Genomic DNA, 13,696 nt, shown 5'->3' on the forward strand with positions numbered 1-13,696 from the left:
GCCCCCTCCGTCGGGCCGGGACCTCCGGCTCGCCCTGGCCTGAAACTCCATGGCGGCCACCCGACGGAATGGTTAGCATCCCTAAATATGCCTGAGACTCACGGATCTACGGTGGAGCTTTCCCCGAGCGGCACCCGAACCGACACCCCGGGCGGGTCCGGGGACGGGCACGCCCGACCGGGCCCGTCCGCGGACCCCACGACCGCCACCGCCACCGGCACCGGCACGCGTACCGCCACCACCACCGGTGGCGAAGGCGGCGGCCCCGACGCCCCCGACGAATCCGACGGCCGGGGCTGGCTCCGACGGCTGCTCGGCTACTGCTGGCGCTCCCGGCGCAGCGTGCTGCTCGCCTTCGGCGCCTCGCTCCTCGGCATGGCCGTCACCGCCCTGGTGCCCCTGGTCACCAAGGTGATCATCGACGACGTGATCACCGCGCACACCCGCCCGCTCGCCCCGTGGGCGGTGGTCCTGCTGCTGGCCGCCGCCGTGGTGTTCGGCTGCACCCAGGTCCGCCGCTACTACGGCGGGCAGCTGGCCGTCGACGTCCAGCACGACCTGCGCGCCGACCTCTTCCGGTCGCTCGGCCGCCTCGACGGCCACCGCCAGGACCGCCTGGACACCGGCCAGGTGGTCGGCCGTGCGACCTCCGACCTCCAACTGGTCAACGGGCTGCTCTCGATGCTGCCCATGATGACCGGCTACCTGATCATGTTCGCCATGTCGCTCGGCGTGATGATCTGGCTCTCGCCGCCGCTCACCCTGGTCGCCCTGGTCATGGCCCCGGTGCTGTGGTGGGTCTCGACGCTCAGCCGCAAGCGGCTCTTCCCCGCCACCTGGGCGGCTCAGCAGGAGGCCGCCGCCGTCGCCGGCGTGGTGGACGAGGCCATCGGCGGCGTACGGGTGGTCAAGGGCTTCGGCCAGGAGGCCCAGGAACTGGACAAGCTGGAGTCGGCCTCGCGCCACCTCTTCGCGGCCCGGCTCCGCTCGATCCGGCTCAACAGCCGCTACAACCCCGCCATGCAGGCGATCCCCGCGCTCGCCCAGGTGGCGGTGCTGGCCTTCGGCGGCTGGCTGGCGGTCGACGGCCAGGTCTCGCTCGGCACCTTCGTCGCCTTCTCCACCTACGTCGCCCAGATGACCGGTCCGGTCCGGATGCTGACCATGGTCATCACGGTCGGCCAGCAGGCCCGGGCCGGTGTCGAGCGCGTGCTCCAGCTGATCGACGAGCGCCCGCTGGTCCAGGAGCGTCCAGACGCCATCACCCTCGACCTCACCCGGGAGCCGGCCGCCACCGCCGATGCGGCCGCCCCCGCCCCCGACACCGAGGGCCCCGCAACGGCCGGGCCCCCCGCCGCGACCGGGACGGGGGCCGTGACCGGGGCCGCGGGCCCGCGCGTGGTCGGCCCGCTCACCACCGAGGTCGCGCTGGAGTTCGACCGGGTCGGCTTCCGCTACGACCCCGAGCACCCGGCGCCCGTCCTGCACGGCCTCAGCCTGCGCCTCGCTCCCGGCGAGACCCTGGCCCTGGTCGGCGCGTCCGGCTCGGGCAAGTCCACCGTCGCGCAGCTGGTGCCGCGGTTCTACGACCCGGCGGCCGGCGCGGTCCGCCTCTACGGCCACGACCTGCGCGACCTGACCCTCGACTCGGTCCGGGCGGCCGTCGGCATCGTGCCCGAGGAGAGCTTCCTCTTCTCCGAGACGGTCCGCACCAACATCGCCTACGGGCGACCGGACGCCACCGACGAACAGGTCGTCGCCGCCGCCCGCGCCGCCCAGGCCGACGGGTTCGTCCGGGCCCTGCCCGACGGCTACGAGACCAAGGTCGGCGAGCAGGGACTCACCCTCTCCGGCGGCCAGCGCCAGCGCATCGCGCTGGCCCGGGCGATCCTCACCGACCCCCGCATCCTGCTCCTCGACGACGCCACCTCGGCCGTCGACCCGCAGATCGAGGCGGAGATTCACGACGCGCTGCGCTCGGTCATGGCCGGCCGCACCACGCTGCTGATCGCCCACCGCCGCTCCACCCTCCAGCTGGCCGACCGGATCGCCGTCCTCGACCAGGGCCGGCTGCTGGACCTCGGCACGCACGAGGAACTCGAAGCCCGATGTCCCCGGTACCGGGCCCTGATCACCGACCCCGAGGCCGGTCGCGTCCCCGCCGCACCGAACCCGGCGGACCCCGAGAACCCGAAGGCCCCGGCGGACCCGCCGAAGCCGACGGACGCGGCCGACCCGACGGGCAGCACCACCCCGACGAACGCGATCCGTCCGACGGACGCGACCGAACCGGCGCAGCCGAAGGACCCGGCCGAGACGGCCCCCGCCGCCGCGCCGCCCGCACGCCCCGCGATGCCCACCCCGGCCCTGGCCAAGGCGGCCCGCACCGCCGCACCCGACCTCCTCGCCAAGGTCGCCTCCCTCCCGCCGGCCGCCGACACCCCGGCCATCTCCCGCGCCGAGGCCGAGCGGGGCGACGCCGACTTCAGCCTCCGCCGCCTGCTGCGCCCCTTCCGCGCACCGCTCGCCCTCGCGCTGGTGCTGGTCGCCCTGGACGCGGGCGCCGCCCTGGTCCTGCCGATCCTGATCCGGCACGGCATCGACGACGGCGTCAGCAAGGGCGTCATGACCGGCGTCGCCGTGGCCTCGCTCGCGGCCCTGGCGGTCGTCCTGCTGGACTGGCTGGTGCAGAGCGCCGAGAACCGGGTCAGTGGCCGCACCGGCGAGCGGGTGCTCTACTCGCTCCGGCTCAAGATCTTCGCCCACCTCAACCGGCTCGGCCTCGACTACTACGAGCGCGAGCTGTCCGGCCGGATCATGACCCGGATGACCACCGACCTGGACTCGCTCACCTCCTTCCTGCAGACCGGCGTGGTCACGGCCGTGGTCAGCCTGCTGACCTTCCTCGGCATCTTCGGGGCCCTGCTGGTGATCGACGCCGGGCTCGCCCTGGCCGTCTTCGCGGTGCTGCCGCTGCTCGTGGTGGCGACCCTGGTGTTCCGCCGGAAGTCCAAGGCCCAGTACGAGATCTCCCGGGACCTCATCAGCACGGTCAACGCCGACCTGCAGGAGAACGTGGCCGGCATGCGGATCGTCCAGGCGTTCCGCCGGCTGGACACCAATACGGACCGCTTCGTCGCCCGCGGCATCGCCTACCGGGACGCCCGCGTCCGCGCCCAGCTCTACATCTCGCTGTACTTCCCGTTCGTGCAGTTCCTCTCCAGCGTGGCCGCCGCACTGGTGCTGATCGTCGGCGCCTCGCGGGTGGAGGCCGGGACGCTCACCGTCGGCGCACTGGTGGCGTACCTGCTCTACATCGACCTGTTCTTCGCGCCGGTCAACCAGCTCTCCCAGGTCTTCGACGGCTACCAGCAGGCGGCGGTGGGCCTGGGCCGGATCCGCGAGCTGCTGCGCACCCCGACCAGCACCGCGTCGGCCGCCGACCCGGTGCCCGTCCCGGCCGGACTGCGCGGCGAGATCGAGTTCGACCACGTCGGCTTCGCTTACAACGGCGGCGCGGACGGCTCCCCGGACGTCCTGACCGACGTCAGCCTGCGGATCCCCGCCGGGCAGACGGTGGCGCTGGTCGGCGAGACCGGGGCCGGCAAGTCCACCCTGGTCAAGCTGGTCGCCCGGTTCTACGACGCGACCGCCGGCACCGTGCGGGTCGACGGCGTGGACCTGACCCGCTACGACCTCGCGCAGTACCGCCACCGGCTCGGCGTGGTGCCGCAGGAGGCCTACCTGTTCGCCGGGACGGTGCGCGAGGCGATCGCCTACGGCCGGCCCGACGCCTCGGCGGCCGAGGTGGAGACGGCGGCCCGGGCGGTCGGCGCGCACGACATGATCGTCCGGCTGTCCGGCGGCTACGACCACGAGGTCGCGGGCCGGGGCCGGAACCTCTCGGCGGGCCAGCGCCAGCTGATCGCGCTGGCCCGGGCGGAGCTGGTCGATCCGGACGTCCTGCTGCTGGACGAGGCCACCGCGGCCCTCGACCTGGCCACCGAGGCGGCGGTCAACCACGCCGCCGACCGGCTCAGCGGCGGCCGCACCACGCTGGTCATCGCCCACCGGCTGACCACCGCCGAGCGCGCCGACCGGGTCGTGGTCCTGGACCACGGCCGGGTGATCGAGGACGGCACGCACACCGAACTGCTCGCCCGGGGCGGGGCGTACACCCGGCTCTGGCAGGCGTTCGTGGCGGAGGGCCACCACGGCGGTGCCGACGGCCGTGGTGTCGCGACCGTACCGGCCTCGGAGGCGATCGTCGGATAACCGGACCGAGCAGCCGAGCGGCCGAGCAGCGGTCCGGCTGAACAGCGGTCCGGCGGGGCGGCGGTCCGGCGGGGCGGTGGGCACCGGAAACGGGCCCGCCGCCCCGTCACGCCGTCCCGGTCACGCCGCGAGCAGTGCGATCAGCAGCCCCGAGGGGTCGATCCCGCGAGGCAGTTCGCTCACCTGCCCGTCCCCGACCTCGACCACCCGCCAGCCGGAGCCGTCGGCGCGCTCGGCGAGGTCGGTGGTGACGAACCGGCAGCCCAGCGCCCGCACCAGCGGCCGGACCACGGACAGGTCGGGGGAGACCGGGCAGCCGGGCAGGTCCGGGTGCGGCCCGACCAGCACCGGCTCGCCGTCCAGCCACCACGCCCGGGCCTCCACCGCCCGCCGCCGCCCGTCCCGGCCCGTGTCCCGATCCCCGTCCGCGGCGCCCTCGGAGCCGTCGCCGGACGGGGACGCGGGACCACGGGCGTCCCACCCCACCCGGGTGAACTCCTCGAACCGCCGCAGCACCACACCGCCCGCCAGGTGTTCGGCCTGCAGCTCCACGAACCGCGCGACCACCCGTTCGACGGCCGGCAGATCCGCCAACTCCGGGATGTAGCAGGCTTCGTCCCACTCGTCCTTGCGGGACTTCACATAGTCCTTGACGATCGCCGGCCCCTGCCCGCCGAGCCGGGCGACGGCCGGTGCCAACCGCTCCGCTCCGACCGTTCCCGCTCCGACCGTTCCCGCCCCGGTCCCGGCCTCCGGCACCGGCAGCCAGACGCTCTGCGGGGTGGCGCCTTCGAACACCTCGTACCAGCCCGGCAGTTCATGCGCCGAGGCGTACCCGGGAGGGCTGGTCAGCAGCTGCCCGCCGCGTTCCGCCAGGGCGGCGGCGAAGTCCGTGTACCGGGGGGAGGGGAGCATCCACCCCCGGTACCAGAACGGCCCGCGCCCCGCCGGCACGTGGTGGACGGCCGCATGGGCGTCCCCCGCGAGCAGCGCGTCGTGGTCGACCAGATGGTGCTCGCCGCCCAGGTCACGCAGCAGCCTGGCCTCCCAGGCGAACTGCGGGTCGACCCGGCGCGGGTCCAGCGGATGGGAGGGGAGGAGGAAGGCTGGTGCGGGCATGGGCGTCAGGGTAAGGCCACCGATGGGTCGACAGGCCGTCAAAACCCCGACGTCACAGGCCCGACCCGGACGGCCGGGCCTGTCCGGCGAGCCGTCCGGCAGCCCGTCCCGCCGGCCCCGCCGACCTGCCCCGACCCGCCCGCCGCAATCCGCTCGACGGCCGGAGCCGCCCGCTGCGAGAGTGACCCGATGCGAAACCTGTGGCGCAACGCGCGAAGGACCCCGCGGCAGGCGGCCCGCACAGTCGTCCTGGACGAAGGGGGCTCCGTCTTCCTCCTGCGCTCGGACAACAGCGAGGTCGGCGTGCACTGGACCATGCCGGGCGGCGGCATCGAGCCCGGCGAGACACCGTGGACGGGAGCGCGCCGCGAGCTCTGGGAGGAGACCGGCTGGTCCGACCTCGAACCCGGCCCGCTGCTCTGCACCTGGGAACACGACTTCACCTGGCACGGCACACCCGTCCGTCAGCACGAGCACATCTACCTCGCCGGCGGCCCGCACCGCGGCCCGGTCGGCGACGTCAGCGCGATGCACGCCGCCGACCGGATCCTCGACTGGCGCTGGTGGACCCCGGCGGAGCTCGCCGACCCGGACGCGGACGCCCTCTGGCCTCCCCTGCTGCCCGACCTGTTGTCGGCCGTCCGCGAGGGCTGGCTCACGGAGCGCCGCACACCCGAGCCCGTCGACCTCGGCTACATCCCGAACGCCCGCCCCGCCCGCCCCTGAAGCGGCCCGCCCGTTTCAGGCCCGGCCGACCCGCGCCGGGCCCGGCCGGCCCGTCCGGCGTCCGCCGCGCCGGCCCGTCCGCCCGGGCGGGCCGGCCTGCCAGTCCCGCAGCTCCAGCTCCCGGTCGTGCAGCGCACCCGGGTTGATCACGACGGAGAGCTGCGCCCCGGCCAGCCGCTCGTAGGCGAGGCCGGTGGCGCTCAGCAGGCGCTCGGTCGGCACCGACACGGCGATCGCGGGCCGCCAGGCGGGCAGCACCACCAGACAGGTCCCCCTGCCGAGCCGGACGAGTTCGGCGGCGGCCCGGACGGCGGGCCGTTCCTCCGCCCGCCCGGGCAGCCCCGTGGGTCCGAAGCGTCCCACGGCCTCCGGCTGGTGCGGGGTACCGCTGATCAGGACGCCCAGCGGCGCCTCGGCGCCCGTCACCGACCGCGCGCCGCCATCGGTCCCGCTGACGGTGGCGGCCCCGGTGGCGGTCCCGGGCTCCGTCCCGGTCCGGTCGTCACCGGTGCGCGGCCCGGGAACGGACGGCACGTTCGCCGTCGGCGCCGGGCCGGAGCGCGTGGTGTCCGGTTGGAGGGGCCCGGCCGCCTGAGGGTGCATCCGGCGCAGCCGCCGCGACGGTGCCGGTCGCCGGGTGGCGACGGTGCGCAGCTCCTCCTGGGCCGCCCGCAGGACGGGGACGCTGCGGTCCCGGGCGGCCGGCGGCTGCTGGAGTCGGACGAAGCCCTCGCCGCGACCGTCACCGCCGTCCGCGCGCTCCGGCCCGGCCACGTCCCCCGCAGCGCCGTCCGACCAGTCCGACCAGTCCGACCCGTCCGACCCGGCAGCCCCACCGGACCGGCCGCCGCCGCGCGGCCTGGGCACGGAGCCACCCGTCCAGCCTTCGGCCGCCGCCGCCGCGATCGAGCAACGGCTCGCGCCGTCCGCCGGTGCGGCGCTCCCGGCCCCGTCCGGGCGGACGGGTGCCGACGGCGTGATCGCGGCGGCGGGGGCCGACGGGGACCGGTCGGCGGCGGTCTGGTCGAGCGTGGTCATTGGCACGGGCCCTTCACGGTTCGGTGCCGTCGATCCTCCCGCACCGGGCGATCTCCTCCAAGCGGCTTTTCGCCTCGTGCGCCCCACGCCACCGTCCTGCCCCGTTCGTCCCGTTCGTCCCGACAACCCCAGCCGTCCCAGCCCTCCTGGCCGTCCCGGTGGCCCAGCAGCCCCCGGGGCAGGGCCGTCAGGCGCCGGGCGCCACGAAGCCCTTGAGGTCGGCCAGGACGACGTTGGCCGCGGCCACGCCGAGGCCGAGGAACCAGGTCTCGTCCGGGACCGGTCGGGCCTGTCCGGACTTGACCGCGCCGAGCGTCTTCCACAGGGCCCCGCCGAGCACCGCGTCCTGGTTGGTGGAGCTGGGCGTGCCGTAGACGCCGTAGAAGACCCAGTCGGCGTCCGCCTTGTCGATCTGCTCGGGGCTGATCTCCACCGCGAGTTCCTTGACCTGCTCGATCTTGGGCTGCGGCAGCTGGGCGTCGGTGAGGATGGTGCCGATGAAGGACAGCTCCGCGTAGAGCCGGGTCTTGCCGGGCATGAAGCGCAGCGGCGTGATGGTCGGCCGCTTGTCGCCGAGCGTGGCCCCGATCGCCGCGGCGGCCGTCTGATAGGCGTCCAGCTGGGCCCTGGCCTCGGCCTCCAGGCCGAACGGGCTCGCGTTGAGCAGGAAGTTCTGCTTCCACGGGTAGCCGGGGCGCAGCGAGAAGACGGTCGGCGCGATCTTGGAGAGCTGCTCGTACTGGTCCTGGGCGCGCAGCTGGCTGCCGAGGATCAGGTCGGGCTTGAGCGCGGCGATGGCCTCCAGGTTGAGGCTGTTGATGGTGCCGACGTTGGCGGGGTTGCCGGCCTTGTCCTTGAGGTAGGACGGCATCGTCTTGGAGCCGTCGGTGTGGACGACGCCGACCGGCTGGATGCCGAGCGAGACGACGTTGTCGAGCTCGCCGGTGTCGAGGACCACGACCCGGACGGGCTTGGCGGGGACGACGGTCTCGCCCATCGCGTGCTTGACGGTGCGGGGGTAGACGCCGGGCGCGGCGTCGGTGCCGAAGCCCTTCATCTTCTCGATCACGGCGGCGTAGTCGTCGCCGCCCTGCTTGACCGACTTCTGGTCCGGCGTGGAGCCGCCGGAGGGCTTGGTCGTCCCGCCGCCGGAGCCGGAGGCGCCGGAGTCCGAACCCTCGGAGCCCGAGCCACCCGAGCTGCCGCAGGCGGTGAGCAGCCCGCCGATGCCGAGCACGGCTCCGCCGGTGAGGGCCGCGGTGAGCAGCTTCCGGCGGGTGGGGCGGGGGTCGGTCGGCCGGCCGGGGGTGGGGGACACGCGGCACTCCTTCAGGGGCGGGGCTCGAAGTTAGGTGAGGCAAACCTATCCGACGGCCTCCGCGGCCTCCCCGCCGCACCGCCCGGGAGGGCGGAGCGGGGTCCCGAATCGTGTCAAATCACAACACTTCCGACAAATCAATTCGGTAACGACCCTTCGAAATAAAGGTACACGCCTTAACGGTCCATGCATCACAGGCCAACGGTTGAGCGTTCCTGGGTAAATCGAAGGGAGTGGTTCAGATCACCCGAGGTTGGCCTACTCAACCTTCAGTACCCGCACCTAGGGTGCGGTGGTGTTTGATCAGCAGCTCTCAGAGCACGGAAGCAGCGGCCGGGCAACGGCGCCCGCCGCTCCGCAGGGTGCCCCGGTCAGTGGCGCCAGTGGTGGAGTCCCCGGCGCCGCTTCGGCGGGGGCGGCGGGGGCGACGGGGGCAGCGGGGGACAAGGGCCTACGGGGCAACTCCGTCGGCCTGCTGAGCAGCGTGGTCCTGGGCGTCTCCACGGTCGCCCCGGTCTACTGCCTGACCGCGACCCTGGGTCCGACCGTCACCGCGGTCGGCGTCCAGATGCCCGCGGTCTTCCTGGCCGGCTTCCTGCCGATGCTGCTCGTCGCGTTTGCGTACAAGGAGCTGAACAAGGACTTCCCGGACTGCGGCACGTCCTTCACCTGGACGGTCAAGGCGTTCGGTCCCCGCGTCGGCTGGATGGCCGGCTGGGGTCTGACGGTCGCCACGATCATCGTGCTGTCCAACCTCGCCGGGGTGGCCACCGACTTCCTGTACCTCATGCTCGGCGAGATGACCGGCAGTGGCGCCGTCGCCGACCTCAACGACAACAAGGCCGTGCACCTGGCCACCGTCGTCGTGCTGATCGCCGCCGCCACCGCGATGAGCTATCGCGGCATGACGGCCACCAAGTGGTTCCAGTACAGCCTGGTCGGCCTCCAACTGGCCGTCCTGCTGCTGTTCTCCGGCATCGCCATCGCCAAGGCCGCCGCCGGAGACCTGCCCCACTCGATCGGCTTCTCCGCCTCCTGGCTCAACCCGCTGGAAGTGAGCTCGTTCAGCGCGTTCACCGCCGGCCTCTCCCTGTCGATCTTCATGTACTGGGGCTGGGACACCTGCCTCACCATGAACGAGGAGACCAGCGGCAGCGCCAAGACCCCGGGCCGGGCCGCGATGATCTCGATGGTCACCCTGGTCGGCTCCTACCTGCTGGTCGCCATCGCCGCCCAGATGTTCGCCGGCGTCGGCACCACCGGAACCGGCCTCGGCAACCCGGACACCGCCGACAACGTCTTCTCCGCCCTGGCCCGCCCGGTGCTCGGCTCCCCGTGGAGCATCCTGCTCTTCGTGGCCGTCGTGGCCAGCGCCGCCGCCAGCCTGCAGACCACCTTCATCCCGGTCGCCCGCACGCTGCTCGCGATGAGCGCCTACCGGGCCGTGCCGCCGCGCTTCGGCACCGTCCACCCGCGCCACCGCACCCCCGGCTTCGCCACCGTCGCCGCCGGCATCGCCACCGCCGCCTTCTACGTCGGCATGAGCGTGATCAGCGAGAACGTCGTCCAGGACACCATCCTGGCCCTCGGCCTGATGATCTGCTTCTACTACGCGCTGACCGCCTTCGCCTGCGCCTGGTACTTCCGCCGCTCGCTCCGCGACAGCCTGCGCGACCTCGTCGTCAAGGGCATCGCCCCGTTGCTCGGCGGCATCCTGCTCAGCGGCGTCTTCCTGCAGACCCTCACCGACGCCTGGAACCCGGACTACGGCAGCGGCACCGTGTTCGGCATCGGCTCGGTGTTCGTCATCGGCGTCGGCATCCTGCTGCTCGGCGCGGTCCTCATGGTCGTGTACGGCTTCTACCGGCCCGCGTTCTTCCGCGGCGAGACGCTGCGCAAGGACACGCCCGCCCTCATCGTCGAGGACTGATCACGACCGAGGAGTCGAACGGCGGGTGGGCACCCGCTATCCTCGAACCCATGAAGCGCTTCGCAGGTCTCAGCTGGTGGCCGTCCTAGGACGGCCACCAGCCACGCCTGACCAGGGCCGTCCGGGATGGACGGCCCTGTTGCGTTTCTCCGACGGGACGGGCCCCGAGCCCCGGACGGCCGCCACCACCGCCGTACCGAGGAGAGACACCCCGTGACCACGACCACCGCCGTCGCCGACCAGCCCGGCCCCGCCGACCACTCCGCGGAGTCCGCGGGCCTCGCCGACCTCGCCGACCTCGACGCGAGCATTCGCACCGACCCGGGCGCCCACCGCGTCCTCACCGGCGACCGGCCCACCGGCCCGCTCCACCTCGGCCACTACTTCGGCAGCCTCCGCAACCGGGTCCGCCTCCAGCGCCTGGGCGTCGAGATGTTCCTGGTCATCCCCGACTACCAGGTCATCACCGACCGGGACCTCGCCGACCGCCTCGCCGAGCACACCGAGAACCTCGTCCTCGACTACCTCGCCACCGGCATCGACGCCGAGCGCGCCACGATCTTCACCCACAGCTCGGTCCCCGCCCTCAACCAGCTGCTGCTGCCCTTCCTCAGCCTGGTCAGCGTCGCCGAACTCCACCGCAACCCCACCGTCAAGGACGAGATCGCCCACTCCAGCCAGGCCGCCGTCAACGGACTGATGCTCACCTACCCCGTCCACCAGGCCGCCGACATCCTCTTCTGCAAGGCCGACCTGGTCCCCGTCGGCAAGGACCAGCTGCCCCACCTGGAGGTCGCCCGCACCGTCGCCCGCCGGTTCAACGAGCGCTACCCGCACCCCGACGGCACCACCGTCTTCCCCCGCCCCCGGGCCCTGCTGGGCGCCGCCCCGCTGCTGCTCGGCACCGACGGCGGCAAGATGAGCAAGAGCCGCGGCAACTCCATCCCGCTCGCCGCCGACGAGGACACCACCGCGCGGCTCCTCAAGGGCGCCAGGACCGACACCGACCGCCGCATCGGCTACGACCCCGTCGGCCGCCCCGAGGTCTCCAACCTCGTCCTGCTCGCCGCCCTCTGCCAGGACCGCATCCCCGAGGAGGTCGCCGAGGAGATCGGCGACGGCGGCGCGGCCGCGCTCAAGCGCACCGTCACCGAGGCCGTCAACGAGTACTTCCGCCCGATCCGCGCCCGCCGCGCCGAACTCGCGGCCGACCGCGGCCACCTCCGCGAGGTCCTGCGCGCCGGCTCCGAACGCGCCAACGCGATCGCCGACGCCACCCTCGCCGAAGTGCGCGAGGTCATGGGATCGCTGTGAACGCGTCAGGGGCATAACCTCTCGGGGCCGGTTCCGCGCCGGCCCCGGGACCACCCCGACCCGCGCCGCCCACCCCGGAAGGAACCCGGCCATGGACCAGCACCCGACCACCCCCGGCCGAGGACTGGCCCGCCCGCCGCACCTCCGCCCCGGGGACCACGTCACCGTGGTCGCCACCAGCGGCCCCATCGACCCCCGGCGGCTCGCCGCCGGCACCGCCCTGCTGCGCTCCTGGGGACTGCGCGTCACCGGCGCCCCGCACGTCCTGGACACCCACCCCGTCCTCGACCACCTCGCCGGCACCGACGCCGACCGCGCCGCCGACCTCCAGACCGCCTGGCTCGACCCCACCGTCGACGCCGTCATGTGCGCCCGCGGCGGCTACGGCGTGCACCGCATGGTCGACCTCCTCGACTGGAACGCCCTGCGCGCCGTCCCGCCCAAGGTGCTGATCGGCTACAGCGACGTCTCCTCCCTGCACGAGGCCTTCGCCCAGCGCCTCGGCGTCGCCACCCTCTACGGACCGATGAGCGCCACGGCCACCTTCCTGGAGGACGGCCCCACCGCCGAACACCTGCGCCGCACCCTCTTCGAACCCGCCGCCACGACCGTCCTCACCTCGGCCACCGCCACCGCCCTCGTCCCCGGCCGGGCCCGCGGCATCACCGCCGGCGGCTGCACCCACGTCCTCGCCGCCGAACGCGGCACCCCCGCCGCCCGCCCCTCCTACGCCGGCCACCTCCTGGTCCTGGAGGACGTCAACGAGCACCCCTACCAGCTCGACCGGCTCCTCACCCAGCTCCTGCGCTCCGGCGCCTTCGACGGCGTCACCGGCATCGCCCTCGGCTCCTGGGAGGGCTGCGGCCCGCTCGACCGGGTCCGGGACGTCATGTTCGACCGCCTCGGACCGCTCGGCATACCGATCATCTGGGAACTGGGCTTCGGCCACGGCCCGTCCACCCTGACCGTCCCGCTCGGCGTCCCCGCCCTGCTCGACGCCGACGCCGGCACCCTCACCCTGGACCTGCCCGCCCTCGCCGAACGCTGAGTAGGGTTCGCCCATGAACGCGGACCGCCCCACCGGGACCTCCGGCGTGGCCGGGCTCGACGCGGACAGCCTCGCGGCCCTCGCCCGCGGCCTGCTGCGAGGCCCCGGCAGCAACGCCCGCACCATCCTCGGACTCGCCGGCCCGCCCGGCGCGGGCAAGTCCACCCTGGCCCGGCACCTCGTCGCCGAGGTCGAGCGCCACGAGGGCCCGGGCAGTGCCGCCTACCTCCCGCTGGACGGCTTCCACCTCTCCGCCGCCCAGCTCGACCGCCTCGGTCTCGGCCACCGCAAGGGCGCGCCCGCCACCTTCGACGCGCACGGCTACGTCGCCCTGCTGCGCCGGGTCGCCACCGACCGCTTCCAGGACATCTACGTCCCCGACTTCGACCGCGACCTCGACGAGCCGGTGGCCGCCCGGCACGTGGTCCACCCGCACGCCCGCCTCGTCATCACCGAGGGCAACTACCTCGCCGCCGCCGACCACCCCTGGCCGGAGGCCCGGCGCCTGCTGCGCGAACTCTGGTACGTGGAGACGGACGACGCGGTCCGCGAGGCCCGTCTCCTCGGCCGCCACCGCGCCGGCGGCCGCGACGAGGCCACCGCCCGCCACTGGGTCACCGGCAACGACCACCCCAACGGTGAGTACGTGAAGGCCGGCCGCGCGCTCTGCACCCGGACCGTCCGAGTAGGCCGTTTGCCTCAGCCCCCGAATGGGCGTAGTGTTCTCTAGTCGCTCGGCAGGGAGCACCGGACACGCATCGGCGCGGACGGTCCCGGGGCGGCCAATCCTCTGAAACACCACCTCTTCCCGGTTGCGGGCCGAGGCGTGTCGCTATTTGTTTCGACGCGTTCCGGCTCAGGGTTTATTTGGTGTGCCTGTTTTTAGGGATTGCGGCCGGATTCGCTTTTCGGAGCGGTGATCGGCTAG

The 13,696-nt window shown here is 73.7% G+C and carries 9 protein-coding genes; 6 read left to right on the top strand and 3 right to left on the bottom strand.

What is annotated here, in order from left to right; genetic code table 11:
- Window positions 1-87: 87 nt before the first annotated feature.
- Window positions 88-4,275: an ABC transporter ATP-binding protein gene (locus ABZW10_RS26420; RefSeq protein ID WP_355370146.1), complete on the top strand. Its 4,188-nt coding sequence runs from the start codon at window positions 88-90 to the stop codon at window positions 4,273-4,275.
- Window positions 4,276-4,395: 120 nt separating this feature from the next.
- On the opposite strand, the gene ABZW10_RS26425 is transcribed toward ABZW10_RS26420, so the two are convergent.
- Window positions 4,396-5,394, bottom strand: a complete 999-nt coding sequence (locus ABZW10_RS26425; RefSeq protein WP_355370148.1) for an ATP-grasp domain-containing protein — start codon at window positions 5,392-5,394, stop codon at window positions 4,396-4,398.
- A 189-nt stretch (window positions 5,395-5,583) separates the two neighbouring features.
- Here ABZW10_RS26425 and ABZW10_RS26430 point away from each other — a divergent pair, with 189 nt between their 5' ends.
- Window positions 5,584-6,120, top strand: a complete 537-nt coding sequence (locus ABZW10_RS26430) for an NUDIX domain-containing protein (RefSeq protein ID WP_355370150.1) — start codon at window positions 5,584-5,586, stop codon at window positions 6,118-6,120.
- Between the two features lie 15 nt (window positions 6,121-6,135).
- Here ABZW10_RS26430 and ABZW10_RS26435 read toward each other — a convergent pair whose 3' ends face one another.
- A complete protein-coding gene (locus tag ABZW10_RS26435) occupies window positions 6,136-7,158 on the bottom strand; it encodes a hypothetical protein (RefSeq protein WP_355370152.1) in 1,023 nt (340 codons plus the stop codon).
- 187 nt (window positions 7,159-7,345) lie between these two features.
- Window positions 7,346-8,476 carry an iron-siderophore ABC transporter substrate-binding protein gene (locus tag ABZW10_RS26440; RefSeq protein WP_355370154.1) on the bottom strand — a complete coding sequence of 377 codons (1,131 nt, stop codon included), beginning with the start codon at window positions 8,474-8,476 and terminating at the stop codon, window positions 7,346-7,348.
- Window positions 8,477-8,948: 472 nt separating this feature from the next.
- On the opposite strand from ABZW10_RS26440, the gene ABZW10_RS26445 reads away from it, so the two are divergent.
- From ABZW10_RS26445 to ABZW10_RS26460, 4 genes are all read left to right on the top strand, one after another.
- Window positions 8,949-10,406, top strand: a complete 1,458-nt coding sequence (locus ABZW10_RS26445) for an APC family permease (RefSeq protein WP_355370177.1) — start codon at window positions 8,949-8,951, stop codon at window positions 10,404-10,406.
- 309 nt (window positions 10,407-10,715) lie between these two features.
- Window positions 10,716-11,720 (top strand): tryptophan--tRNA ligase, encoded by a 1,005-nt coding sequence (gene trpS, locus ABZW10_RS26450; RefSeq protein ID WP_355370180.1) that lies wholly within the window; start codon window positions 10,716-10,718, stop codon window positions 11,718-11,720.
- A gap of 91 nt (window positions 11,721-11,811) precedes the next feature.
- Window positions 11,812-12,768, top strand: coding sequence for an LD-carboxypeptidase (locus ABZW10_RS26455; protein WP_355370156.1), 957 nt, complete (start codon window positions 11,812-11,814; stop codon window positions 12,766-12,768).
- A 13-nt stretch (window positions 12,769-12,781) separates the two neighbouring features.
- Window positions 12,782-13,498: a nucleoside/nucleotide kinase family protein gene (locus ABZW10_RS26460; RefSeq protein ID WP_355370158.1), complete on the top strand. Its 717-nt coding sequence runs from the start codon at window positions 12,782-12,784 to the stop codon at window positions 13,496-13,498.
- Window positions 13,499-13,696: the final 198 nt, after the last annotated feature.

The sequence above is a fragment of the Kitasatospora sp. NPDC004723 genome (assembly GCF_040609255.1).
Classification (GTDB): Bacteria; Actinomycetota; Actinomycetes; order Streptomycetales; family Streptomycetaceae; genus Kitasatospora.